This is a genomic window from Stenotrophomonas sp. Ps181 (assembly GCF_025697425.1).
GTDB classification, from domain to species: domain Bacteria; phylum Pseudomonadota; class Gammaproteobacteria; order Xanthomonadales; family Xanthomonadaceae; genus Stenotrophomonas; species Stenotrophomonas sepilia.
The window spans coordinates 402144-427838 of sequence record NZ_JAHWBI010000003.1 but is presented as its reverse complement, the minus strand read 5'-3'; the positions used below and the strand labels follow the sequence as shown (position 1 = coordinate 427838).

General features: G+C 67.1%; 24 protein-coding genes. 18 read left to right on the top strand and 6 right to left on the bottom strand.

The annotated features are described in order from the left end of the window. Positions 1-24: 24 nt before the first annotated feature. From KXV01_RS08910 to KXV01_RS08890, 5 genes are all read left to right on the top strand, one after another. On the top strand, positions 25-1809 hold the full coding sequence (locus tag KXV01_RS08910; protein ID WP_111096245.1) for a MotA/TolQ/ExbB proton channel family protein: 1785 nt from the start codon (positions 25-27) through the stop codon (positions 1807-1809). A 9-nt stretch (positions 1810-1818) separates the two neighbouring features. Then, positions 1819-2232, top strand: coding sequence for a biopolymer transporter ExbD (locus tag KXV01_RS08905; protein ID WP_049413909.1), 414 nt, complete (start codon positions 1819-1821; stop codon positions 2230-2232). A gap of 39 nt (positions 2233-2271) precedes the next feature. Then, positions 2272-2937 carry a cell envelope integrity protein TolA gene (locus KXV01_RS08900; RefSeq protein WP_262223203.1) on the top strand — a complete coding sequence of 222 codons (666 nt, stop codon included), beginning with the start codon at positions 2272-2274 and terminating at the stop codon, positions 2935-2937. Positions 2938-2980: 43 nt separating this feature from the next. After that, a complete protein-coding gene (locus KXV01_RS08895) occupies positions 2981-4726 on the top strand; it encodes a putative porin (protein ID WP_049413905.1) in 1746 nt (581 codons plus the stop codon). 97 nt (positions 4727-4823) lie between these two features. Continuing rightward, on the top strand, positions 4824-5153 hold the full coding sequence (locus KXV01_RS08890) for a hypothetical protein (protein ID WP_005416760.1): 330 nt from the start codon (positions 4824-4826) through the stop codon (positions 5151-5153). Between the two features lie 110 nt (positions 5154-5263). Here the strand turns inward: KXV01_RS08890 and KXV01_RS08885 are convergent, their stop codons facing one another. The 4 genes from KXV01_RS08885 to KXV01_RS08870 all read right to left on the bottom strand — a co-directional run bounded on the left by KXV01_RS08885 (position 5264) and on the right by KXV01_RS08870 (position 8060). Then, complete coding sequence (locus tag KXV01_RS08885) at positions 5264-5662, bottom strand: OsmC family protein (RefSeq protein ID WP_049411600.1); 399 nt, start codon at positions 5660-5662, stop codon at positions 5264-5266. Between the two features lie 83 nt (positions 5663-5745). Further along, complete coding sequence (locus KXV01_RS08880; RefSeq protein ID WP_111207451.1) at positions 5746-6387, bottom strand: hydrolase; 642 nt, start codon at positions 6385-6387, stop codon at positions 5746-5748. Between the two features lie 53 nt (positions 6388-6440). Then, entirely contained in the window at positions 6441-7121 is a 681-nt protein-coding gene (locus tag KXV01_RS08875) for a hydrolase (RefSeq protein ID WP_099485578.1), read from the bottom strand. 72 nt (positions 7122-7193) lie between these two features. Beyond that, positions 7194-8060: a pirin family protein gene (locus tag KXV01_RS08870; protein WP_099485580.1), complete on the bottom strand. Its 867-nt coding sequence runs from the start codon at positions 8058-8060 to the stop codon at positions 7194-7196. Positions 8061-8210: 150 nt separating this feature from the next. Between KXV01_RS08870 and KXV01_RS08865 the strand changes: the two genes are divergently transcribed. From KXV01_RS08865 to KXV01_RS08820, 10 genes are all read left to right on the top strand, one after another. Beyond that, positions 8211-9137 carry a LysR family transcriptional regulator gene (locus tag KXV01_RS08865; protein WP_164284723.1) on the top strand — a complete coding sequence of 309 codons (927 nt, stop codon included), beginning with the start codon at positions 8211-8213 and terminating at the stop codon, positions 9135-9137. 151 nt (positions 9138-9288) lie between these two features. Beyond that, positions 9289-9792, top strand: a complete 504-nt coding sequence (locus KXV01_RS08860; protein WP_049411585.1) for an RNA polymerase sigma factor — start codon at positions 9289-9291, stop codon at positions 9790-9792. A gap of 82 nt (positions 9793-9874) precedes the next feature. Beyond that, positions 9875-10831 (top strand): FecR domain-containing protein, encoded by a 957-nt coding sequence (locus KXV01_RS08855; RefSeq protein WP_099485584.1) that lies wholly within the window; start codon positions 9875-9877, stop codon positions 10829-10831. Positions 10832-11012: 181 nt separating this feature from the next. Beyond that, positions 11013-14135, top strand: coding sequence for a TonB-dependent receptor (locus tag KXV01_RS08850; RefSeq protein ID WP_263467712.1), 3123 nt, complete (start codon positions 11013-11015; stop codon positions 14133-14135). A 52-nt stretch (positions 14136-14187) separates the two neighbouring features. Further along, on the top strand, positions 14188-14952 hold the full coding sequence (locus KXV01_RS08845) for a Slam-dependent surface lipoprotein (protein ID WP_049411579.1): 765 nt from the start codon (positions 14188-14190) through the stop codon (positions 14950-14952). A gap of 90 nt (positions 14953-15042) precedes the next feature. After that, the gene (locus KXV01_RS08840; RefSeq protein WP_263467711.1) at positions 15043-16497 is read left to right on the top strand and encodes a porin family protein; all 1455 of its coding nucleotides are present in this window, start codon (positions 15043-15045) and stop codon (positions 16495-16497) included. Between the two features lie 136 nt (positions 16498-16633). Then, positions 16634-17038: a response regulator gene (locus tag KXV01_RS08835; protein WP_005416747.1), complete on the top strand. Its 405-nt coding sequence runs from the start codon at positions 16634-16636 to the stop codon at positions 17036-17038. Positions 17039-17047: 9 nt separating this feature from the next. After that, positions 17048-18634 (top strand): PAS domain-containing protein, encoded by a 1587-nt coding sequence (locus KXV01_RS08830; RefSeq protein WP_049411572.1) that lies wholly within the window; start codon positions 17048-17050, stop codon positions 18632-18634. A gap of 70 nt (positions 18635-18704) precedes the next feature. Beyond that, positions 18705-19046, top strand: coding sequence for a type II toxin-antitoxin system prevent-host-death family antitoxin (locus KXV01_RS08825; RefSeq protein ID WP_049411569.1), 342 nt, complete (start codon positions 18705-18707; stop codon positions 19044-19046). A gap of 3 nt (positions 19047-19049) precedes the next feature. Then, positions 19050-19679 carry an AAA family ATPase gene (locus tag KXV01_RS08820; RefSeq protein WP_263467710.1) on the top strand — a complete coding sequence of 210 codons (630 nt, stop codon included), beginning with the start codon at positions 19050-19052 and terminating at the stop codon, positions 19677-19679. A 71-nt stretch (positions 19680-19750) separates the two neighbouring features. Here the strand turns inward: KXV01_RS08820 and proP are convergent, their stop codons facing one another. Continuing rightward, entirely contained in the window at positions 19751-21241 is a 1491-nt protein-coding gene (proP, locus tag KXV01_RS08815; RefSeq protein WP_099496046.1) for a glycine betaine/L-proline transporter ProP, read from the bottom strand. 557 nt (positions 21242-21798) lie between these two features. Between proP and KXV01_RS08810 the strand changes: the two genes are divergently transcribed. Together KXV01_RS08810 and KXV01_RS08805 are read left to right on the top strand one after the other, a co-directional pair. After that, positions 21799-22215, top strand: a complete 417-nt coding sequence (locus tag KXV01_RS08810; protein WP_049411560.1) for a host attachment family protein — start codon at positions 21799-21801, stop codon at positions 22213-22215. 5 nt (positions 22216-22220) lie between these two features. Continuing rightward, positions 22221-22544: a thioredoxin family protein gene (locus tag KXV01_RS08805; protein WP_049411557.1), complete on the top strand. Its 324-nt coding sequence runs from the start codon at positions 22221-22223 to the stop codon at positions 22542-22544. Between the two features lie 59 nt (positions 22545-22603). Here KXV01_RS08805 and KXV01_RS08800 read toward each other — a convergent pair whose 3' ends face one another. Beyond that, positions 22604-22846, bottom strand: a complete 243-nt coding sequence (locus KXV01_RS08800) for a hypothetical protein (protein WP_049439420.1) — start codon at positions 22844-22846, stop codon at positions 22604-22606. A 462-nt stretch (positions 22847-23308) separates the two neighbouring features. On the opposite strand from KXV01_RS08800, the gene KXV01_RS08795 reads away from it, so the two are divergent. After that, positions 23309-25660 (top strand): GH92 family glycosyl hydrolase, encoded by a 2352-nt coding sequence (locus tag KXV01_RS08795; protein WP_263467709.1) that lies wholly within the window; start codon positions 23309-23311, stop codon positions 25658-25660. Positions 25661-25695 lie beyond the last annotated feature (35 nt).

Below are 25695 nucleotides of genomic sequence, written 5' to 3'. Positions count from 1 at the left end.
ATGCGTTCTCCGGAGACCCCTCGCATGGACCGTTTGCTTTCCCGAGTGTTGTTGCTGCTGGCCGCGCTGGTTGCTCTGCCGGCGGCTGCGGCCGATGCCAATTGGTGGCAGGCCGAATGGAAGTACCGCAAGCCGATCACCATCGACGCCGGCCCGCAGGGCGCGGGCCTGGCCGGTGACCCGGGCCGCACGCCGCTGCTGCTGCGCCTGCATACCGGCAACTTCGGCTTCGACGGCACCCAGGACGCGGGCAACGACCTGCGCTTCGTCTCGGGTGATGGCCGTACCGTGCTGGCCCACCAGATCGAGCAGTTCGATTCCAGGATGGGCATGGCCCTGGTCTGGGTGGATGTGCCGGCGGTCAGCGCCGCAGCGCCGCAGACCATCTGGATGTACTACGGCAATGAAAAGGCCCCGGCCAGCGGCAACGGCCAGCAGGTGTTCGATCCGGACTACACGCTGGTCTACCACTTTGCCGAGGCCAATGCACCGGCACGCGACACCACCGCCTATGGCAACAATGCCGGTGCCGTGGTGCCGTCGTCGGAAGGTTCGGTGATCGGCCGCGGCGTTCAGTTGGGTGCAGGCCCGCTGCCGCTGCCGGCCAGCGCATCGCTTGCACAGGAGGCGGGTGCGCCGTTCACCGTTTCGGCCTGGATCAAGCCAGGCAGCAACACCGCTGCGCAGGCGATCTACGCCCGTCGTGACGGCGCTTCCGAACTGGTGCTGGGCATCGAGAACCGGGTGCCGTTCGTGCAGCTCAACGGACAGCGCAGCACGCCGGCACAGCCGATTCCGGAAGGGCAATGGGCGCACGTGGCGCTGACAGCGGAGAAGGGCTCACTGCAGCTGTACCTCAATGGCCGCGTGGTCGCCCAGATGAGCGGCGAGCTGCCGGCGCTGGGCACCACGCCGGTGGTGGGCGCCGATGCTCCTGGCGCGGTGCAGCCGCTGGCCAATTTCGAGGGCGCACTGGATGAGCTGCGTATCTCGCGCGTGGCACGACCGGCGGCACTGCTGCTGGCCGATGCCACCGCACAGGGTGCCGATTCGCGGCTGATCAGCTACGGCGCCGACGAGCAGTCCGCCGGGCAGAGCCACTTTGCCTTCATTCTCAAGGCGATGCCGTTCGATGCCTGGGTGGTGGTGGCCATCCTCGGCCTGATGATGCTGCTGTCGTGGGCGATCATGATTGCCAAGGGACGCCACTTCGGCCGCACCAGCAAGGCCAATGCGGTGTTCACCGAGAGCTTCGGCAAGCTGTCCGGCGTGCCGCTGCGCACCCTGTCCGACATGGACCGCCAGGGCAAGGCACCGGCCGCGATGCACGATGGTTCGTTGTGGCGCATCTACCAGGTGGCCATCGATGAAATGCAGCAGCGCCACCAGCGCGACGGCAACAGTGGTTACCTCAGTGGCGCCACCATCGCGGCAATCCGCGCGTCGATGGACGCGGTGATGGTGCGCGAGCAGGAAGCGATGGCACGGCGCATGAACTGGCTGTCGACCACCATCGAAGGCGCGCCGTACGTGGGCCTGTTCGGTACCGTGATCGGCATCATGCTGGTGTTCGTGGTGGCGGCGATGGCCGGCGCGGTCGACATCAACTCGGTGGCACCCGGCATGGCCGCAGCGTTGCTGTGTACGGCGGCCGGTCTTGGCGTCGCGATCCCGGCACTGTTCGGCTACAACTACCTGGGCGCGCGTGCCGAAGCGATCGGTGCGGACATGGCGGTGTTCATCGACGAGTTCGCCGCGCGCCTGGCCGAAGAGCAGGACGGGCGCGGCCCGGCCGCGGTCCAGGGCTGAGGGCGCGTCATGGGCCAGAAGGCGAAGTTCGGCATCAAGAAGCGCGAGAAGGGCATCAACGTGACGCCCTTCGTCGACGTGCTGCTGGTGGTGCTGGTGATCTTCATCCTGACCAGCAACGCGTCCATCCCCGGCATCGAGGTCAACCTGCCAAAGGCCAGCAACGCCGTGGCGCTGGAGAAACCGAAGACCAAGGCGATCACCATCGACCCCAGCGGCCAGGTGTTCCTGGATGCGTACCCGGTGACGATGGCGGAGCTGGAAGACCGCCTGCGTACCGAACGCGCGACCACGCCGGATTTCCCGGTGATCGTGCGCGGCGACGCGCAGGTGCAGTATGCCCGCGTGGTCGAGGTGCTGGACCTGCTGCGGCGCCTGGAGCTGGCCCAGGTGGGCCTGGTCACCGGCAAGGCGCAGGGCTGAGGCATGACCGCCCATCAACCCCCTCGGCCGGAGCCCGGCATGCGTGGTCGCTCGTTGCTGGTGACCGTCGCGCTGGTGCTGGTCGCGTTGCTGGTGCTCGGTGTCGCACTGTGGTGGCTGCTGTTCAGGGACACCGCCAGCACCCGTCGGCCGGTGGTGCAGCCGCCGATGCTGGCGTTGCCGCCACCGCCACCGCCCCCCCCGCCGCCGCCGGAAAAACCGCCGGAGCCGGAAACGCCGCCGGAAGAGACGATGCCCGAGCCGGAGCCGCTGGATCAGCCGACGCCGGCCGAAGAGCCGACGCCGACCCCGGACAACACCGATCCGGTGACGATGAATGCCGACGCGCAGGCCGGTGGCGACAACTTCGGCATCCAGTCCGGCAGCGGCGGCGGTTCGTCCGGCGTCGGTCGTGGCGGTGCCGGCAATGCCACCTATGGGCGCTACCTCGGCTACCTGATGCAGCAGGCGATCTCGCGCGACGACAAGGTCAAGCGCCTGGCGTTCCAGCTGCAGGTGAATGTGTGGCTGGCCAGCGATGGTCGCCTGGAAAAGGTCGAGCTGGTGCGTGGCAGTGGCAACGAGGAGGCCGACGCGGCCGTGCTCGATGCACTGCGTCGCATCGGCAAGGTCGACCAGGCACCGCCGCCGTCGCTTGATTTCCCCGCCCGCGTCCTGATCCAGGGCCGCCGGCCCGGGGCCTGATTCCCCGACCTCCGTGATTTCCCTTCTTTCGATGAGAACCGTGATGAACGACCACGTCCGCGCACGAACCGATTCCCGCCGCCCGCGGCCGGCCCGACGGGCGCTGCTGTGCTGCGCCGTGCTGCTCAGCCTGGCCGCCCCGGCCGGCGCGATGGCCGCCGAAACCACCATGGTCAAGCTGATCAAGGGGCTGATCGCCAGCGGTGCACTGAAACCCGAAGACGGCCAGGCATTGCTGGTGCAGGCGCAGGCCGAAGCAGCGGCGTTGCAGCACACCGCGGCCGCCGGGACCCCGGCCGCCAGTGGTGGCGTGGCCCTGGAGGCCGGTGACGTGCGCGTGCCGTACGTACCGCAGAGCGTGCGCGACGGCATTCGTGACGAGGTGCGCCAGGAGGTGATGACGCAGGCCAGGTCCGAGGGCTGGGCGGCGCCGAACGAAGTGGCTGAGTGGACCAAGCGCATCAAGGTCACCGGTGACATGCGGGTGCGCAGCGAGTCGCGCTTCTTCTCCGAACGCAACAGCGACATCGTCAGTAACTGGTCGTCGATCAATTCCGGCAACGGCTTCGACACCAACACCAACACCAACCTGCAGCTGCCGCCGCTGCTGAACACCCGCCAGGACCGCCGCAACCTGTGGCGCATCCGCGCTCGCCTGGGCATCGAGGCGACCATCGGCCAGCACACCACGGCCGGCGTGCGCCTGGCCAGTGGCAGCAGCAATGGCCCGGTGTCAACGACCGAGCAGCTGGGGGGTGGCCTGAGCAAGAAGGACGTGTGGCTGGACCAGGCCTGGCTGGCCTACAGCCCGGCCGATTGGGTGACGGTGCGCGGCGGCCGCTTCGGCAATCCGTTCTGGACCAGCGATACGCTGTTCTCCAACGACCTGAACTTCGATGGCCTGGCCGCCAACCTGCAGTACGACTTCGACGACGGTGACCTTGGCCTGTTCGGTAATCTGGCGGTGGTACCGCTGGAGTACACCTCCGACAGCGCGCCCAGCCAGAGCCGGGTCAAGACGCCGAACGAGAACAAGTGGCTGTCCGGTGCGCAGGTGGGCGTGGACTGGCGCTTCAACGACGACAACGCGCTGCGCGCGGCGCTGGGCTACTACGACTTCAAGAACATCAGCGGCCGCCTGTCCTCGCCGTGCGCGCTGTACGCAGGCGCGGTCGGCTGCGACACGGACTGGTCGCGCCCGGCCTTCATGCAGAAGGGCAACACCCTGATGCTGATCCGCGACATCGCACGCAACCCGCTGGATCCAGCCAACACGCCCACCCCGCAGTATGTCGGCCTGGCCTCGGCATTCCGCCTGGCCACGCTGAACCTGCGCTGGGATACGCAGCTGGCCCAGGGCATCGGCCTGCGCCTGGATGGCGACTACATCCGTAACCTGGCCTACGACAAGCAGAAGATGTTCATCCGCGCCAACAACGGCATCGTCAACAACTACGGTGCCGGTGGCACCGCCGGCATCGATACGTTCCGCAGCGGCGACACCGCCTGGATGGTGCAGGCCACCTTCGGGGCCGCCGACCTGAAGGAGAAGGGCCAGTGGCAGGCGCTGCTGGGCTACAAGCGCATCGAGGCCGATGCGCTGCCGGATGCCTACAACGACCCGAACTTCCACCTCGGTGGCACCAACGCCCGCGGCTACTACGTGGGCGGCGCCTACGCGCTGGACGCGCGCAGCTGGATCAGCGGCAAGTGGATGGCGGCCAAGGAAGTGTCCGGTGCTCCACTGTCGATCGACGTGTTCCAGCTGGAGTTCAATACCGGGTTCTGAGTGACGGCGTGATCTGGATCACGTAGTGCGTGGCGGGGGCGCAGTGATGCGCCCGTCTAGGGAAAGGAGACCACGCGTTGCACATAAGGAGGAGTGGATGAGCCGTCGCAAGCTGTTCGAAAGTTCCGAACCGTCCAGTCGATCGCTGGGCATCGGGCCGGCCTATGTCTCGGTGGAGGGGCTGCGCCAGCACCTGGCGGAATTCCTGCTGTATGCAGGCCGGCCGGTGGTGATCATGCGCGGGCGCAGCGAAGTGGGTTACTTCCTGCCGGCGCGCTGCTGGCGCCAGCGTGACGACGATCCGCTGGCGGCGGCCGCCGCCGACCAGCTGCTGGACGCGGCCGGGTTCCAGGCCGAGGATATCCAGCAGGTGGAGCAGGAATTCAACGCGATGCGCCAGCGCACCGTGCTGCATTCACGGCGCTGAGCGGCCGCCGGGCATGGCCCGGCGCTACCCGATGGCCCCGCGCCGCTCCGGTAGCGCCGGGCCATGCCCGGCGAGCGTCGTCTGTAGATCCACGCCATGCATGGATGGGGTTACGCCGCGACCCCGCGCTCACTGGTGATGCGTGCACCTTCGCGCATCACCAGGGTCACCGGGGTCTTCTCCACCACCTCCAGCAACCGCTGCCACTGCGCATCACTCAGCTCGGCGCTGGCATGCAGCACGCGGTGCACGTGGAAACGTCCATCCTCGTCACGTTCCGAGCGCAGCTCGGCATGGAACTCGCCCAGCTCCCAGCCCTTGCGCTGCGCATACATGCGCAGGGTGATGGCGGTACACGCCGCCAGCGAGGCCAGGTACAGATCGAACGGTGCGAAGCCCTTGCCCTGGCCGCCCAGCGAGGCGGGCTCGTCCGCATCCACATCGAAGCTGCCGTTGCTGATGTGGTGCAGATAGTTGTCAGCGGTCGAAACAATGCGTGCGTAGGCCATCACGTTCTCCATCTGTCTGCGGCGCCAGCCATGCTCGACTGCGCCAAAAGGCGGCGCTGGCCAGGACCGGCGCCGCCACCCAATCACTCGGTACGATCGTACGAGAACTGGATGCCCGCGGTACCACCGGTTTCAATGAAGAGATTCATGAAGGCCGGCACCGTTGCCGAGCGGGCCCAGTCGCGCTGCAGTTCGCAGAACAGCTGCGGCACGCTGATCAGCTGGCCACCGGCCTGTTCGATGCGGCGCAGTGCGGCATCGTGCGCGGCCAGCGAGGTGCCGCCGACGGCGTCGACCACCACATACACCTCAAAGCCTTCCTTCAACGCATCCAGGGCCGGGAAAGTCAGGCACGCCTCGGTCCACAGCGCGGTCATGATCAGCTTGCGGCGGCCGGTGGCTTCCACCGCCTTGCGGAACTCGACGTCCTCCCAGGAATTGATGGTGGTGCGGTCGTAGGTGGGGTAGTCGCCCAGCACCTTGCGCAGCTGTGGAATCGGCGGCTTGTTCAGGCCGGTCTTGACGTTGACCGTCGAATGCACGATCGGCAGACCGTAAGCCACTGCGGCCTTGGCGGTGCCGACAATGTTGTTGACCAGCAACTGGCGGTCCATCGAGGCGATGGAGTTCACCTGCACCGGCTGGTAGTCGATGATGATGAAGGCGGAATTCTGCGGGGTCAGCAGATGATCGCTGGCCGGGTCGCGGATCGGTTCACTGGACATGATGGATCTCCTGTTCAGGGGGGGAGCCGGCGGCTGGCCGGCACGAGGGCCACTCAACTGCGCTGCGAATCCAGCGGTTCATGGTTCTTCTGCACGTCCCGGGCCTTCAGGTAGCTTTCGATCAGCAGCTGGTAGTTCGGGAAGATCTTGGTGTAGACCTCGGCCCACTGCTCGGCATCGTCGCGGTTCCAGCTGCGCTGGATCTCCGAGGCGACCGCAGCGGTGTCCATCGGCACCACGCCGGCCTGCACCACGCGGGCCAGGGTGATCTCCTCGGCCATCTTCGAGTAGGTACCGGAGGCATCGATGACCGCGAACACCTGGTAGCCATCGGCAACGGCGGCAATCGACGGGAAGGCCATGCACACGCTGGTGATGGTGCCGGCAATGATCAGCTGCCTGCGGCCGGTGGCCTTCACCGCAGCAACGAAGTCCGGGTTGTCCCAGGCGTTGATCTCGCCCTTGCGTGCCACGTACTGGGCATGCGGGGCCGCGTCGTGGATCTCCGGGATCAGCGGGCCGTTCGGGCCCTGCGGTACCGAGGCGGTGGTGATCACCGGCATCTTTGCCAGCGTGGCCATCTTCGCCAACGCGGTTGCATGCGCGCGCACCGAAGTGAACGGCATGTCACCAATGGTCTGGAACAGGCCGCTCTGGTGATCGATCAGCAGCATCGCGGCGTTGTCTGGATCGATCACCGGACGGGCACCGTTGAAGTTGGCGGGGGTACTCATGGTCAGTCTCCTGGGGAGGTTGGGCGATGGCCCGATGGCTGTGGCGGGCCGCAGCCCGCCGCGTTGAAGTGTTCAGTGCGCGATCCGGCCGAAGCGACCACTGTTGAAGTCGTTGACCGCCTGCGCGATCTCGGCCTGGCTGTTCATCACGAACGGGCCGTAGCCGACCACCGGTTCGTCGATCGGTTCGCCGCTGAGCAGCAGCACAGTGGCGTCACTGTCGGCATCGACGAACACGTCTTCGCCACTGCGGTCGAAGGTGACCAGTTGCGCCTCGCCGACCGGCGGACCGCCGTTGATCCGCACCGTACCCCTCAGCACCACCAGCGCCAGCGTGCGGCCCTCGGCGACCGGCAGTTCGGCGTGGCGGCCCTGCTGCAGGCGGATGTCCCAGACATCCATCGGCGTGTGGGTGCGCGCCGGGCCGGGGTGGCCGTCGAAGCGGCCGGCGATGACCCGCACGCGGCCGGCGCCATCGGGCAGATCCACCGAGGGAATCTCTGCGTCGAGCAGGGTCTGGTAGCCCGGTGCGCCCATCTTGTCGCGTGCCGGCAGGTTCACCCACAGCTGGACCATGTCCAGCGTGCCGCCGCGCCTGCTGAACGCCGGTGTGTGGAATTCCTCATGAAGGATGCCGGAGGCCGCCGTCATCCACTGCACGTCACCCGGGCCGATGGTGCCGCCGGCGCCGGTCGAATCGCGGTGCGCGACCTCACCCTCATAGACGATGGTGACGGTCTCGAATCCGCGGTGCGGATGCTGGCCGACGCCACGCGGGGTATCGCTGGGGGCGAAGGTGTAGGGGCCGGCATAGTCCAGCAGCAGGAACGGGCTCAGGTGCTGGCCGTGGGTGTTGTAGGAAAACAACGAGCGGGCGGGGAATCCGTCGCCCACCCAGTGCGGGCGGGGGGCGCTGTAGGTACCGGTGACACGCTTCATGGCGATCTCCTGGCCGGGGTTGCCGGCCGCTGTTCTTCGTTGCGAAGACGATATCGCCGCGACAATATGGCCGGTAGATGCCAGTATTTGCCGTCATAGTCCTATCTGGTGAACAATGGTCGCAGGCCATGAGCCGCAGGAGATCGCCCCGTGTTCATCGCAGATATCCGCCGTTGTGACCTCAACGACCTGTTCTACTTCGCCATGGTGGTCGAGCACGGCGGCTTCTCGCAGGCCGGTCGGGCGCTGGCCATGCCGAAGTCGAAACTGAGCCGGCGCATCGCGCTGCTGGAGGAACGGTTGGGCGTGCGCCTGATCCAGCGTTCGACCCGGCGCTTCTCGGTCACCGAGGTCGGCCAGGACTACTACCGCCATTGCAAGGCCATGCTGGTCGAGGCCGAAGCGGCCGAAGAAGCGATTGCGATGTCACGCGCCGAGCCGCGCGGCACCATCCGCCTGGCGTGCCCGATCGCGATCCTGCATGCGCGCATCGGCGCGATGCTGGCTGATTTCCTGGCCCTGTACCCGCAGGTGACGGTGCAGCTGGAGGCCACCAACCGGCGCGTGGATGTGGTGGGCGAAGGCATGGACGTGGCGATCCGGGTGCGGCCGCCGCCGCTGGAGGACAGTGACCTGGTGGTTCGCGTGCTGGCGCGCCGGGTCTGGTGTACCAGTGCCAGCCCGGCGCTGCTGCAGCGGCTGGGCACGCCGCAGGTGCCGGCCGACCTGGCGATGATGCCGACCGTCGATCTGGCATCACCCAGCCAGCAACACGCCTGGGAATACACCGGGCCGGGCGAGGTGCTGGCCAGCGTGCACCATCGCCCGCGGCTGGTCAGCGATGACATGATCGCGCTGCGCACTGCCGCGGTGGCAGGGGTGGGGTTGTTGATGTTGCCGCGGATGATGATCACCGATGAGCTGGCCAGTGGCGCGCTGGTGCCGGTGCTGCAGGAGTGGGTGCCGAAGCACGGCATTGTGCATGCGGTGTTCCCGTCGCGGCGGGGGCTGCTGCCAGCGGTGCGCGCGTTGATCGATTACCTCGCCGAGCAGTTCGATGCGTTGCAGGAGCCGTAGATCCTCCATCCACGCCATGCGTGGATGATGCTTTCGTGGTGCCGCTTGCCGCTTGCCGCTTGCCGCTTGCCGCCTGCGGCTGCGCAGCCCACAATCCACGCCCGGACCGTCGCCATCACGCCCATCATTCCCCGGTCCGGCCTTGGCACCTATGTCTCCCAATGCCCTGGCGCTGGTCGAGCTGCTGATCCGCGAGCGCCGTGCGTTGTCCCGCTTCATCGCACGCTATCTCGACCCGGCCAGTACCGAGGACACCCTGCAGAACCTGTACCTGAAGGCCAGCAGCGTGCCCGGCGACCCGCCCATCCTGGAGCCGCGCGGCTATCTGTACCGGATGGCCTACCATCACGCGCTCAATCGCAGCCAGGCCGATGCCCGCGAACGCCGTGCCATGGCCGAGTACGCCGTCGACATGGCCGAGGCCAGTCGTGATGGTGAGGCGCAGGTACTGGACCAGGCGCAGCTGCGCGAGATCACCCAGACCATCCTGGCCCTGCCGGCCCAGGTGCGCGAGTGCTTTGTGCTCAACCGCTACCTGGGCCTGAGCGAGCGCGAAATCGCTGCGCGCCTGGGAATCTCCAAGAGCCTGGTCGGCAAGCATGTGCTGCGCGCAGCGCTGCTGATCCAGCAACAGCAGCGGGGAATGGGCCGATGAGCGGCGATTGCCGTGGGCAGATCATGCCCGCCGTTGTCACAACAGGAAAGCGCACCCGTTCGCGGTGCGGCAGGCCACAACCATGACCACGTCCGAACCCTCGCCGCGGCAGGCCAGGCAGGCGTTGCGCTGGGTGATACGGTGCAGTGCAGGCCCGCTGCCGGAACGCCAGCAACGCAGTCTGCGGCGCTGGCTGCAGGCTGACCCCCGCCACGCACTGGCGTGGCGCCAGCAACAAGCCTTCTGGCTGCGGCTGGACGCTGCCGGGCCCGAAGTGCTGGCCGCGCTGCCCGAACTGACCGCCGATCGCCAGGGGCTGCGTCCGATCGCACCGCGCCGCCGGCTGCCGTGGCTGCTGGCCAGCGCAGCGGTGATGGTGCTGATGGTCGCGGCCGCGCCCCACGCATTGCTGCTCGCGCGCAGCGACCTGCGTAGCAGCACTGCGCCGCGCGTGGTGCAGCTGGACGACGGCAGCACGGCGGTACTCGATACCGGCACCGCGCTGGCACTCGCGTTCGATGGTCAGCAGCGGCGCGTGCGCCTGCTGCGCGGGCAGGCCTGGTTCCAGGTGGCGCATGAGCAGCGACCGTTCCAGGTCGAGGCCGGCGGTGGCCGGATCCGCGATATCGGTACGGCGTTCAGCGTGTCGATGCAGGGCGCCACCATTACCACCGAAGTCAGCGAGGGCGTGGTCGATGTGCGCCCGGGCGATGGCAGCGTGCAGCGCCTGCGCGCCGGGCAGGCACGGGCGTTCCGTGACCGGCGCTGGCTGCAGCCGCTGCAACAGGCCGCGCCGGAGGCGATGGCGCCGTGGCGTCGTGGTGAAGTGGTGATCGACGGTCTGCCTGCCGCGCAGGCCATCGCCGATCTCGGCCGCTACCGGCGTGCCCCGGTCTGGGTGGTGGGCGGGCAGGGCGCACGCGTGCGGGTCAGCGGCCTGTTCCATCTGCAGCAGCCGGAAGCGGCCATCGATGCCGTGGCCGCGCAGGCGGGACTGCGCGTGCAGCGCTTGCCCGGTGGTGCATTGCTGGTGTGGTGATGCAGCTGCGGAGCATGGGCGAACCGGCCGCATGAAAAAACAGGAAAAAACCGTGGGCAGTCATCGCAGCCCGCTGTCTATAGAGGTATAGCCAGAGCGAAACCGCGTTTCTTCTCAAGCCAGACACACCACCGGCACCGGACGTGCCCGTGGTCCCGCCCCGCTTGAGGAGTTCCTGTCCATGCCGTCCACGGCATCCGCCTGTCACCGTCGCGTTACCGTCCTGGCCCTGGCCATTTCCACTGCATTGCTGCCGCTGGCCTGGGTGCCCGTGGTGCAGGCGCAAGCGGCGGTGGCCGCATCGCTGCGCAGTTACGCCATTCCGGAACAACCGTTGGCCGATGCCGTGCGCAGCTTTGGCCGCCAGGCCGATGTGCAGGTGGTGTTCCGCAGTGACCTGGTGGAGGGCCGTCGCTCCAGCGCGGTGAGCGGCGAGTACAGCCAGATGCAGGCCCTGCAGCAGCTGCTGCGCGGAAGCGGCGTGCGTGCGCAGCGCGGCACCGATGGCACCTGGAGCCTGCGCGCCGCAGCGGAGGCGGGGGAAGGGGGAGGGGACGGGGTGCGGGTGACCGAAACACTGGACGTGGCCGGTCGCCTGCAGACGGAAGGGGGCGAGGCCCGCGATCGGCGTGGCTACGACGATGTGTTCGCGCTGGACATGACCACCGCGTATTCGGGGCGCGACCGGGTGGAGCGCTACCGTGGCGCCAATCCGGCCGACGTGGTCAAGGATCTGGTCGGTGTGTTCAGCGGTGATGCGCGCAACAGCGGCGCGCTGGACATCAACATCCGCGGCATCCAGGGGCCGGGGCGGGTGCCGGTCAGCATCGACGGTGGCGAGCAGGCGCTCACGGTCTGGCGCGGCTATAACGGCGTCAGCAACCGCAACTACATCGATCCCAACCTGATCGGTGGCATCCAGGTCATCAAGGGGCCAGGGCTGGTGCGCGATGTGCACAGCGGGATCGGCGGCGCGCTGGTGATCAAGACCATCGACGTCGATGACATAGTGGAAGCCGGTGAGCGCTTCGGCGGGGAGCTGAAGATCGAAGGCAGCAGCAATGCGGTGGCGCCACGCCTGCCGCGGCTGCATACCGGCGAGGATTACCGCACGGTGCCGGGGTTCCCGCAGGGCTCGCCCTCGGCACCGTATGCCGACAGCACGCTGCTGGTGCCGGTGAAGTCGCGCGGTTCTGAAACCAATGTGTTCGCCGGGGAAGACCAGGCCTGGCGGCTGGCGCTGGGCCTGCGTGGCGAACACGTGGACCTGATGGCGGCCTATGCCTGGCGCAAGCGCGGCAACTACTTTTCCGGCACCCGGGGCGCGGCTTACTACGACCAGGATCCGCGCGAGCAGTTCGAGTACAAGGGCCTGGACTACATCACCACGCTGGCGCGCTACTTCGAGCCTGGCGACGAGGTGCCCAATACCTCCAGCGAGCAGGAATCGTGGCTGCTGAAGGCGACCTGGCAGATCAACGACGACCAGCAGCTGCGCGCGACCTGGCGGCGCACGCTCTCGCACTACGGCGAGATCATGCCCTCGCGCATCCTGTCCGCGCCCGACTACGGTCGCATCCAGTGGCCGCTCAGCCGCGTCGATGCCGATGCCTGGAACCTGGAATACCACTGGCAGCCCGCCGGCAGCCGCTGGCTGGACCTGCGTGCCAACCTGTGGCGCACCGAAACCACCAGCGATACGTACACCGCTGGCGGCTTCCCCAATTTTGCCAGCAACCCCGACTGGAACCCCGGCAGCAGCCCGATCCTGCGCAATACCGCGCTGGCCAATGCCCGCAACGACCGCACCGGCCTGACCCTGAGCAACCGCTTCGCGTTGCATCCCACCCTGGACCTGACCGTGGGCGGCAACTGGCAGTTCGAGAAACTGCGCTCGGCGGACCCGTACTTCGGCGTCAGCGATGGCTGGCGCATGTACCCGCGCGCGGGGCGCCGCCAGGAAGGCGAAGGCTACCTGGTGCTGGACTGGCGGCCGGTGGATTTCCTCTCCCTGAGTGCCGGCGTGCGCTACGCGCGCTATTGGGCCTTCGATGATTTCCTGCAGGAACACCCGGAGCTGATGACCACCTCGGTGTCCCCCAAGGAGGCCCGCTACCGCGTCAACGAGCTGCCCGAACGCCCGGCCAGCCTGCAGGGCGAGATCGACGCCATCGAGTCGCAGCGCGAGTTCTGGGACAGCATCGGCATGGGCTTCATCGTTGATGATCTGCTGAAGGGCCTGCTGAGCAGGTACGAGACGCCGGTGGCGGTGGAGCACACCATTCCGTGGCTGCCGGATGCGGACGGCAACTACCGCCGTGCCAGCAACCCCTGCCTGAATGGCGAGGTGGCGGCCATTCCCGGGCTGTTGCCGGTGCAGGGTGCGCAGATCCTGTGCAGCATCCAGAGCGGGCGGCCGCAGACGGTGTCCGGGCGCAATGAGCGCAGGCGCGACCATGCATGGCTGCCGACCTTCTCGGCCACCGCGCATTTCTCGCCCAATGCGCGCGCCTACGTCCGTTACAGCGAGGCGGTGCGTTTCCCCAGCATGTTCGAGAGCACCATCGCGTTCTCCAGCAGCCTGAACCCGCTGTACCCGCTCAAGCCCGAGCACGCCTACAACTACGAAGTGGGCTACGTGCACAACCTGTCGGCGCTGTTCGGCAACACCGCTGATGCCGACGTGAAGCTGGCCTACTACGTGCACAAGACCCGCAACGTGATCGAGCGCGACGGCAATTTCCTGTTCGACAACCTGGACAAGCAGCGCATCCGCGGCGTGGAGCTGCAGGCGCGGTTCGACAACCGTCGCTTCTTCACCGACCTGGGCATCAGCCGCACGCTGGAAAACAAGGTCTGTGACGAAAGCATGGCGGTGCAGCTCGATGCACTCGCCGGCAAGGTGCCCAACTGCGTGCAGGACGGCTTCGTCAGTGGCTACCTGCTGACCCAGGCCATTCCCCGGTTGTCGGTGAACGCGTCGCTGGGCACCCGGCTGTTCGATGAGCGCCTGGAGCTGGGCAGCCGCATCGTGCATTACCAGCGCCACCAGAACCCGGACCTGCAGGCCTACCGTGACCGCCTGTACGCCGGCAGTGGTGGCCTGATCTGGCAGAACGTGCCGTTCACCTGGGGAAACATCACCACCGTCGATGCCTACGCGCGCTGGCGCATCAACGACCATGCCAGCGTCGAGCTGGTCGGCACCAACCTCGGCAACCGCTACTACGTCGACCCGGCCACGCGCTCCACGCTGCCGGCGCCAGGGCGCACGCTGAAGCTCGGTGTCACCGCGCGCTTCTGATGACCTGTTCCGTTGTTGTACCCGTAGTTCCCTCAACCCAAGGAGTAGTTCCATGAAGATGATCTCCCGTTCCGTACTGGCCGTGGCCGCCACCTTCGCCCTGGCCGGTGCTGCCCAGGCTGCCGACATCGTCGGTGCGGCCAGCGCGGCCACCGATGCGCAGCTGTACGTCAAGGTCGGTGCTTCTGAAGTCAACGGCGGCCCGCACAGCGCAGGCAAGGCCGGTATCGGTGTCGGCACCGTCTCCAACGCCAAGCCGGTCGACTTCCAGGGCCTGGCCGCCTACTCGGCCCCCACCACCGTGGGCAACGTGACCGTACGTACGCTGGCCATGCCGATCACCGGCACCCCCGGCAACCATGCCGGCATGGGCCACTTCAACTTCGTCAAGGTGGGTAGTGGCGATGTGTGGTTCGGTGAATGGTCCAAGGATGGCGCCGCGGGTGGCTTCAACAACCGCCAGGTGTACTTCGCTGGCGACCGTGCGGGCACCACCTTGCCCAGCGGCACCGCCACGTACGCGGTGGCCGGCCTGAACAAGTTCAACGGCAGCAACCTGCTCAGCGGCACCTTCGCCGCGAACTTCGGTACCGGCAAGCTGACCGGCGGCCTGACCGGTGGTGGCCAGACCCTGGCGATCAGCGCCAACATCAACAGCGCCGATGCGTCCTTCGCCGGCACCGCCGTGGCCAACGGTTCGGTCACCGGCAACAGCCAGGGCCAGTTCTTCGGCGCCAACGCCGCCACCCTGGCTGGTATCGCTACGTTCGCCGGCAACAGCCAGTACGACACCGCCTTCGGCGGCAGCAAGAACTGATTGCCACGCCCCTGACGGGGCAGGGCAGGGACAAGCCGCGATCCGCCAGTCCCTGCTTCGGCCCGCTGCATGCACCGCCACGGATCGCCCATGCGCCACCCCATTTTCCTTGTGTTCCTGCTGCTGGTTGCCGCCGACGTGCGCGCCCAGCAGGACGATCTGCGCCGCGTGCTCGAACAGGGCAGCGAACTGCGCCACCAGCAGCAGGACCAGCAGCGCCTGCAACAGGCCGAATCGCAACGGCCGACGCTCACCATCGATGGCAAGACCGTGCGGGTGGAGCGCACCGTCGATGATCTCGGCCAGGCCCTCTACCTGTCGTTGCAGCACCAGCAGTGGCCGGCCGCCGCGGCGTTCCTGGCCGAATACATCGAGCTTCCGGGACACGATCCGCTGCTGCGCCACTATGCGCAGGGTGCGTTGGCCCGCGTGGCCGGTGACCATTCGCGCGCTGCACAGCAGTACGAAGCGCTGCTGGCAGCGCAGCCGGACTTCCTGCCCGCCCGCCTTGAACTGGCGCGCGTCTATGCCGAAGACCAGCGCGACCGCGCGGCGGTGGCATTGTTCGGTGCAATCAAGGCCGGTATCGACAGCAACGATCCGGCCACCGCGGGTGTGCGCGCACGCGTGGACAGCTACCTGGACGCGTTGCAGGCACGCAGGCGCTGGAAGGGTGCGGTCGCCGCCGGGCCTGCATGGAGCGACAACATCAACCGCAGTTCGGCCAGCCGCACCTGCCTGTTCGTCGTCGGCGACACCTGCCTGATCGAACGCACGCTGCCCGAAGCGCAGCGCGCCACCGGCCTGGACTACGACGCCAACCTGGAACGGCGATGGGCGTTGGCCGGCCATCATGGACTTTACGTGCGCGGTCTCGCTTTCGGTCAGGCATGGCGCGGGTACAGTGCATACAACGAGCTCAACGCCAGCGTGCAGGCCGGTTACAGCTGGCGCAGTGCACGGCACACCCTGCAGCTGGCGCCGAGCTATGACTACCAGGCGCTGGGCAACCACGCCCTGCAGGGCGGCAGTGGCGTGCACGGCGAGTGGCAGTACGCCGTGGACGGGCGCAGCCTGCTCAAGCTGGAGGCCGACTGGAAGCGCCAGCGCCATAGGCAGCCGGGCCTGGCTGACAACTACGATGGGGATCTGGCAGCGCTGTATGCCACCTGGTTCCGCGCGCTCAACCCACGCTGGACCCTGTTTGCGGGCATGGACCTGACCGACAGCAGCGCAGCCGACCCGGCCAACGGCTATCGCCAGCGCGGCCTGCGGCTGGGCGCGGCACGGCAGTGGAGTGGCACCACGGCCACGCTGTTCGTGTCGTTGCGTCACCGTGACTATGATGCCTGGAGTCCGTTGCTGCAGGCGCGCAGGCAGGACGACGAACAGAACCTGATCGCCATCGTGCGCAGCGAGCAGCTGGCGGTGGGCGGGCTGGTGCCCAGCCTGAGCCTGCGCTACGCCCGCATCGACAGCAACGTTGGTTGGCTGTACAGCCATGAGCGCAGCCTGCTCAGCCTGAAATGGGAGCGTGCGTTCTGAACGCACCGCTGCAATGCCGGAGTGAATGCGCCGCGGCTGCGATCTTCATCGATCATCACGCGCCCTTGTAGCCCGGTTCGCGCATCCTACGGCCGTTGCGGCGGAGGTGGGCCGCGTGTATCGAGGAGCGCCGGTCGTGCTGGAAGCGGGCAACAAGCCAGAAGGCCTGAAAGGGTTGAGAGTACTGGTGGCGGAAGATGAATTCGCCATCGCGATGTTCCTGGTGGACTACCTGGAGCTGAAGGGTGCGCAGGTGGTGGGGCCGGCCGGGGACCTGCAGGCACTCGGCCGGCTGCTGGATGACAACCCCATCGATGTGGCCCTGCTGGACATCAACCTCGGTGGTGAACAGGTGTACCCGCTGGCCGACCGGCTGGCCGAAGCGGGTACGCCGTTCATGCTGACTTCTGGCTACGATGACAACCTGCCCAGCCGCTTCGCGGATGCGCCCCGCTGCACCAAGCCCTATCACATCGAGGCCCTGGTCCAGCAGCTGGCGGGACTGGTGGCGACGCCGCAGGCCCCTGCGGGCATCGCCTGATTGCGCGGTATGTCGCGTCGCACCGAAGGCCTCCAGGCCGCTGAGCGCCCGGCGGGCATGCCGCCGTCGCTGCAGGCGCATGCGCGCCATGACGGCATGGCCGCCCGGATTGCCCATCACGATTGGTCATCCACGCCACTGGGCGCGATCGAACGATGGCCACCGCACCTGCGCGCCACGATCGACCTGATGCTGGCGCATGGCTTCCCGATGATCGTGCTGTGGGGCGAGCAGCTGGTGCAGCTCTACAACGATGGCTATGCCGAGATCCTGGCTGACAAGCATCCTGGCGGACTGGGCCAGCCGACGCGCGAGTGCTGGCCCGAGGTCTGGCACATCAACGGCCCGATCTACCAGCGTGTGTGGCAGGGCGAGACCATCACCTATGAGGACAAGCTCTATCCGCTGGCGCGACGGGGGCGCTTGGAGGATGTCTGGTTCACCATCACCTACAGTCCCATACGCGGAGAGGACGGGTGCATCAGCGGCGTGCTGGTGACCATGTTCGAAACGACGGCTGCGCACGTCGCGCAGGCGGCCCGCGAACGCGAGGAACAGAGGCGCCGTGAGAGCGACCGCCGGTTGGCGCTGGCCTTCAAGGTGCTGCCGGTGGGTGTCTGCATTGTCGACGCCGACGGCAACCTGCAGCTGTCCAACGACCAGATGCGGACCTATCTTCCCACCGGCAAGGTGCCCTCCACGGATCGCCCCAACCACTATCGGTGGCAGGGGGTGCATCCCGATGGCTCGCGCATCGAACCCCACGATTTCGCCATCGCCCGCGCCCTGCGGGGGGAGACGATGGTCCCGGGCCTGGAGTTCCAGTTCATCCATGACGACGGGCGCGCGCGCTGGACACGCGTCGCCGCCGCACCGCTGCGTGATGCCGATGGCGGGGTGAGTGGCGTGTTCGCGATCGCCGTGGACATCGACGACCTCAAGCGTGCCACCGAGCGCCAGTCGGTGCTGCTGGCCGAGCTGCAGCATCGCGTGCGCAACATCATGTCGACCATCCATGCCATTGCCTGGCGGACCCGCGTATCGGTCGGCAGCGTGGACGAGTATGCCGAGCGCCTGTGCGCGCGGCTGATGTCACTGGCGCGCACGCAGAGCCTGTTGACCCGTGGCGCCAATGTAGGGGTCTGCCTGCGCGGCATGCTCGAGGAGGAGATCGCTGCGCAGACACCGGCGGCCGCCGCCTATCACCTGCAGGGTGAGGATGTGCTGTTGCCACCGAAGGCGGCCGAAGTACTGTCGCTGGCCATCCATGAGCTGGCCACCAATGCGCTCCGGCACGGCGCGCTGGCCCACGGGGACGGGCGGGTCGATGTCTGCTGGCACCTGCAGGTGCAGGACGGGCAGCCGTGGCTGGGCCTGCACTGGTGCGAGCGCCATGCCGAGGTGGAGGGGTGGGAGATGCCACGCCAGCGAGGCCTGGGCCGGGTCCTGATCGAGCAGCGGGTGCCCTATGAACTGGCCGGCAGCGGCGAGCTGAGCTTTACCCCGCAAGGCCTGGATGCCTGGATCCGTTTCCCGCTGCGCGAGCGCGACAGCCTGCTGCAGACCGACGCCCCGGACGCTGGGGCGCCGGGGTGAAAAGGGATTTATCCCCAATTTGGCCAAATTGGGTATAGTGGCTGTCATCCACCCTGTCTGGAGCCGTGCCATGACCCTGCCGCTGGATCTGCCTGGCCTTGAAAAAGCCCCGGCCTCGTCGGTGAAGACCCGGGGCTGGCCGAGCCTGATGCGCACCGTGCGCGAAAAGCAGGCGCTGGTCATCACCAACCACAATCACCCGGAAGCGGTGATCGTGGACATCCGCACCTACCAGGAACTGCTGGCCAAGGCTGCGGGTGGCGATGCCGGTGAGCGCAACGAAGAGCTGCTGCGCCTGCGCAGCGAATTCGACCAGAAGCTGGCCGGGCTGCAGCGCGGGGAGGGGCTGGGCAAGGTGCTGGGCCAGCCGATCCGCCGCGGCCGCAAGGTCACTCTCGGCCGTCCACTCTGACCGATGGGGCGGATCCTGGTGCTGGCCGGCGTCAATGGCGCCGGCAAGAGTTCGCTGCTGGGCACCTGGCTGGACGCCGATGGGCTGAGCTGGTTCAACCCGGACTCGTTCACCCGTCGCCTGGTCGACGCCGGCTGGCCGCTGCCGGAGGCCAACGCCGAGGCCTGGCAGGAAGGCACCCGCCGCCTGCGCCAGGCCATGGCCGATGGCACCGACTTCGCCTTCGAGACGACGCTCGGCGGCAACACCATTCCGCGCCTGCTGCGTGAGGCCTGCGAACGGCATCAGGTGGCGATCTGGTTCTGTGGGCTGGCCGATGTCGAACTGCACATCGCCCGTGTGGCTGCACGTGTGGCGGCCGGTGGCCACGATATCCCGGAGGAGAAGATCCACGCGCGTTTCGATTCCGCGCGCGCGAACCTGCTGGAGCTGCTGCCGCACCTGGCCGAACTGCACGTCTACGACAACAGCGCGCCGGCCGACGCGCAGGGCTGCGTGATGCCGCTGCCGGTACTGGCCATGGCTGCAGGCGAACTGCAATACCCGATTGCGGTAGCCGACCTGCTGCACACGCCCGGCTGGGCCAAGCCCATCGTGATGCGTGCGATGGAATTGAACAGCCCGCGCGATTGAGGGCGCGTGCGTTGTAGCGCCGAGCCCATGCCCGGCTGATCCCCGAAGAGCAGCCGAGCGCGGGCCCGGCTCTACAACGCCGGCTTCACCTGCTCGGGCTCTGAAGCCTCCGGCAGCGGCGGCAAGGTCGGGTCCACCGTCACCGGCGCATCGCTCTTCAACAGCGCAGCCGCTTCCCGTTCGCTGCCGACCGCCGGCGGTGAACCGCGCAGCGGCAGGCCGGCGGTCTCCTTCACGAACAGCATGGTCACCAGCCCGATCACCGCCGCGCCCATCAGGTAATAGGCCGGCACCAGCGGGTCGCCGGTACGTTCCACCAGCCACGCAGTCACCAGCGGCGTGGTGCCACCGAACAGCGACACCGACACGTTGAAGGCGATCGACAGCGCGCTGTAGCGCACCGGGGTGTAGAACAGCGCTGGCAGCGTGGACGGCATCGAGCTGGTGAAGCACACCAGTGCCAGCCCCAGCAGCATCAGGCCGAGGAAGATCAGCCCGTCATGGCCACTGCCGACCAGCAGCAGGCACGGAATGGCCAGCACCAGCAGCGCGATGCACGCACCGATGATCATCGGGCGGCGGCCCAGACGGTCACTGAACATTCCGCCCACGATGTTCAGCGGCATCATCACCAGCATCACGATGATGATCAGCAGCAGGCCCTTGCTCTCGGCATAGCCCATGGTGACGCTGAGGTAGCTGGGCATGTAGGTCAGCAGCATGTAATCGGTCACGTTGAACACCAGCACCAGGCCCATGCATACCAGCAGCTGGCGGCCATGCACCTGGAACAGGGCGCCCAGCCCGGGCCGGTCGTGTTCGCGCTTCTCGGCCTCCTCGGCGAAGGCGCGGAACGCCGGGGTTTCCTCCAGCTTCATGCGCATGTACAGGCCGAGCAGGCCCAGCGGGCCGGCCACCAGGAACGGAATGCGCCAGCCCCAGTCCAGCATCTGCTCGCTACTCAGCAGCATGTGCAGCGCGGTGACCGTACCGGCGCCGGCGATGTAGCCGCCCAGCGTGCCGAACTCCAGCCAGCTGCCCATCAGGCCGCGGTTGCGGTCAGTGGAATACTCGGCGATGAAGGTGGCCGCGCCCCCATACTCGCCACCCGTGGAAAAGCCCTGCACCACGCGCGCCAGCAACAACAGCACCGGCGCCCAGATGCCGATGCGCTCGTAGGCGGGAATCAGGCCAATGGCGAACGTGCCCAGCGCCATCAGGATCATGGTGAACGCCAGCACTTTCTGGCGGCCGTAGCGATCACCCAGCGGCCCGAACACCAGGCCGCCCAGCGGCCGCACCAGGAACGCTACGGTGAAAGTGGCGAAGGCGGCGATCACCTGCGCGGTGGGATTGCTGGAGGGGAAGAAGACTTGGCCGATGGTGACGGCAAGATAGCCGTACACACCGAAATCGAACCATTCCATCGCGTTGCCCAGTGCAGCGGCGCCAACGGCGCGCTTGAGCATGGGTTTGTCGACCACCGTGATCTCATCGACCTTCAGGTGGCGGCGGCGCTTGAACCAGCCGAAATGGGCGTATGCATCGGAGTTGTCCTGCATGGGGACTCCTTGTTTGGTAAATGCAGTGCGGAATAGACGGTGTGGTGTGTCCCGGGAAACGGAAACGGCGATGCGGGCGCAGGTGGTGCACGGGTATCGGGGCAAGGAGGAATTGCGCACGCACGGCGCCACGCGCACGACAACGCGCCGCCGTAACGGTGGACATGCGGAAACAGACCGCTGCAGCCGCGCGATCAGCGGCCAGCGGTCACATCAGCGTGGGAATGCAGGCAGAGCGCCTGCGAGCGTCATCCGCCGGGATCCAGCGCGAGGCGATGGAAGGGCAGGGCGGGAGCCATCGTGGCAAGCGAAGCGCCGGTCGGCAGTGCTTCCCACGTAACAGGTGCGCCCGTCACGTAGTGGGTCGTGTCGATCATCCGTTCATCATAACGGCATCGGCGTGAGCATGCAGCGAAGCGGGCTGATCTGCACGCTGTGTTCCATTACGCCTGTTCATCCGCACTGCATGCGATGACATGCGTTGAACGAACTCTGGCCGCAGCCCTCACGCAGCGCTGTCTACGGTAGTGCCGAACGCAATCGAGAAGGAGCATCGCATGACCCGTCGCATTCCCGAAGGCACGCTGATCATCGTCGCCGACGGTGGTTCGGCTCGCGTGTTCACCAACGTCGGCAGCGAACATCAGCTGGCGTTGAAGCAGGAAGGCGAGCTGCGCCTGCAGGACATCAGCGAGCAGGGCGTCTCCGGTCAGGGCCCTGCCGGTGCGGTGCCGAAGGACATGTCCATCTCCCAGCTCAACGAGGCGACGTTCGCCAAGCAGGTGGCCGAGCAGCTCAACGAAGATGCCTTGAACAACCGCTATGCACACCTGGTACTGGTGGCCGACCCGACCACGCTGGGCCGTATCCGCCCGCTGCTGCACAAGGAGGTCCAGGCCCGCCTGCTGGGCGACATTGCCAAGGACCTGACCAATTCGCCGGTGGAGGACATCCAGAAGGTCTTGGCGGGGTAACGACCATGCCGTTCATGCGTGACTACCCGGCGGCGGAGCCCGCCGGCGCGGACGTGGAAGCTCAGGCGGGCTGGCTGCTGCTCGAGTTCGGTGCACCCTGGTGTGGTCACTGCCAGGCCGCGCAGCCCGCACTCCAGGCGTTTGTGGACGCCCACGATCTGGTGCATTGGAAGATCGAGGATGGCAAGGGAAAGCCGCTGGGGCGTGCTTTCAAGGTAAAACTGTGGCCCACCGTGGTGCTGCTGCATGACGGCCAGGAAGTGGCGCGCGTGGTGAGGCCAGTCGACAGCGCCGACCTCGCAACCTTGCAGGGCGCATTGCCAGATTGAGCGCAGCAATCGCTGCGTGCGGTGCGCACGGCGCCGAGCAGGCTCGGCTGCAGGGCGACCTAGTGATAGGTCACCTTTTCCGCTTCCGCACGCAGCTTCTGCAGCAACGACCGGCCATGCTGGCTCAGCATGACCATCGCATTGGCGATCTGCCTGGCGTCATAGCCCATCGGCGCGGGAGGTTTCGGCTCGGGGCCGTACTGTTCGCCGATGAGGATGGCCATCCCTTCGGCACTGTTGAGGGCGTGTTCGATGCGCTGGAACAGCGACTCCATGGCCGGGCTGAGCGGACGTTGGGTCATGCGGGAACTCCTTGGGAAGCGAGGGCCACCGCAAGGGTGGCGGGCGGTGCGAGGTTGGAACTTCGGCTGAGCTACGAGAAAAGCCGGAGGGCCATGCGGCCGCCGCACACCGCCCGCCGTAGTTACGGCAAGCAGATCTCGTAGCTCAAAACGGGGTTCCAATCCCGGCAGCGGGATGTCCGCTGCGGCGCCATCCTGGGCAGATCGAGGCGCTGCGCACCAATTGATGGTTCGTCTCGCTTTCTCCCGCTCCGAAGGCGCGGTCTTTCAGAAGTGCTTGTGTGGACATCCATTGCCGTATTGGCACCGATCGGGAAGCGGGAGACCGCAAGGCTATGAGGCGACTCGTCGTCCGGCCATGCAATTACGTGCAAATCATCGTGCCGGTTCCGGCGGCCGCACTGCAGCATGCGACAGGGCAGGGCCGGTGCTAGGATCGGACTACCACCTGAATCGATCCAAATGCCGATGCCCATGCTGGACCGTCGTTTCCTGATCGCTTTCGCCGCGACCGCCGTGCTTGCCTCCTGGGCAGCGCTGGCGGCTCCGGCGACATCCGCCGCCGAACGCGCCTATGGCTCGGTCGACCCGTTCATCGGCACAGGCGGAGAAGGCCATACCTACCCGGGGGCCACGGTACCGTTCGGCATGGTCCAGCTCAGCCCGGACACGCGCATCCAGCCGCGCGAAAAGGCCTACGGTTGGGCGGCCGGCTACCGCTACGACGACAGCAGCATCGTCGGCTTCTCGCACACGCATTTTTCCGGCACTGGCCATTCCGATCTGGGCGACATCCTGCTGATGCCGTTCACCGGCAACCCCGGCCTGGAGCGCGGCGATCCGGAGAAGCCACGCAGCGGTTACGCCTCACGGTTCCGCCACGCTGACGAGAAGGCCGAGCCGGGCTACTACGCGGTCACCCTGGACGACTACAAGGTGCGCGCCGAGCTGACCACCAGTGCGCGCGTGGGCGTGCATCGCTACGCCTTCCCCAAGGGCACCGACGCCAAGGTGCTGCTGGACATGCGCACCAGCATGTACGACTACCCGGGCAAGGTGCTGTGGTCGCGGGTGCGGGTGCGCGCCGACGGCACCGTGACCGGCTTCCGCGAAACCCGCGGCTGGGCGCCGGGCCGCCAGCTGTTCTTCGCGATGCGCTTTTCGCGCCCGCTGGCTGGCCATGAACTGCACAACACCGAGCAGGACATCGTCTACAAGGGCTTCCCGCCGCCGGGCGAGAAGGACCCGGCGCAGCGCGCACAGATCGAGGGTCGCCAGCTGGTCGGCACGTTCGCATTCGGCAAGCTCGACGCACCGCTGGTGGTGAAGGTGGCCATTTCGCCGGTCAGCGAAGCCGGCGCGATCGCCAACCTCGACGCGGAAGTGGCTGACTTCGATTTCGACCGCGTGCGTGCGCAGGCGAAGCAGGAGTGGACGCAGGCGCTGTCCGTGCTGGACATCGACGCGCCGGAACATGCGCGGCGCAGCGCCTATACCGCGCTGTACCTCACGATGCTGGGGCCGACGCTGTTCATGGATGCCGATGGCCAGTACCGCGGTTCGGACAACGCAGTGCACAAGGCCGACGGCTTCACGCACTATTCGACGTTCTCGCTGTGGGACACCTACCGTGCGCTGCACCCGCTGCTGACGCTGGTGCAGCCGGAGAAGCGCAACAGCGACTTCGTCAATTCGATGCTGGCGCACCATGAGCACAGCCCGTACGGCATGCTGCCGGTGTGGTCGTTCCATGGCCTGGAAGACTGGTGCATGATCGGCTACCACGCCGTGCCAGTGATCGCCGATGCCTACGTGAAGGGCATTCGTGGCTTCGATGCCGACAAGGCATTGAAGGCAATGGTCGAGACCGCCAATTACGGCCCCTACGACGGCATCGCGCAGTACCGCGAGCTGGGCTACGTGCCGATCGATGAGGAGGGCGAAGCGGCCAGCAAGACGCTGGAATACGCCTTCGACGATTGGACCATTGCACGCATGGCGCAGGCGATGGGCAAGGCCGATATCGCGGCGACCTTCGACAAGCGCGCAGGCAACTGGCGCAATGCCTTCGACAAGGACACCGGCTTCATGCGCGCGCGCAAGCGCGATGGCAGCTTCCGCACGCCGTTCGACCCCAGCGCCAGCGGCTACGGCACCGACTACACCGAAGGCAACGCCTGGCAGTATTCGTGGTACGTGCCGCAGGATGTGGCCGGGCTGGCCGCCGCGCACGGCGGCAGCGACAAACTGCTCGCGCGCCTGGACGAAGTGTTCAACGCCAAGGTGGATCCGTCGATCTTCGAGCACATGGAAGACATCACGGGACTGATCGGCTGGTACGCACATGGCAACGAGCCCAGCCACCACGTGGCCTACCTGTATTCGTACGCCGGACAGCCGTGGCGCACGCAGGCGCGCCTGAAGCAGATCATGGATACCCAGTATGCCGACCGCCCCGATGGCCTGGCCGGCAATGATGACGTCGGCCAGATGTCGGCGTGGTATGTGTTCACTGCGCTGGGCTTCTACCCGGTCGCGCCGGGCTCGGGCGAATACATTCTTGGCCGTCCGTTCCTGCCGAAGACCGCGATGCGACTGCCGAACGGTAGGACCTTCACCATCGTGGCCGAGGGACTGGATGACAAGCACACGTATGTGGGCAGCGTGACGTTGAACGGCACGCCGTTGCAGCGCACCTTCCTGCGCCATGACGAGATCCTGGCCGGTGGCGAACTGCGCTTCAGCATGCAGGCCGAGCCGAACAAGGACTGGCCGGGACAGGGCGCGCAGGCGCCGTATTCGATGAGCCGGTGATGCGCACTCGGTAGGTGCCGACCTTGGTCGGCACG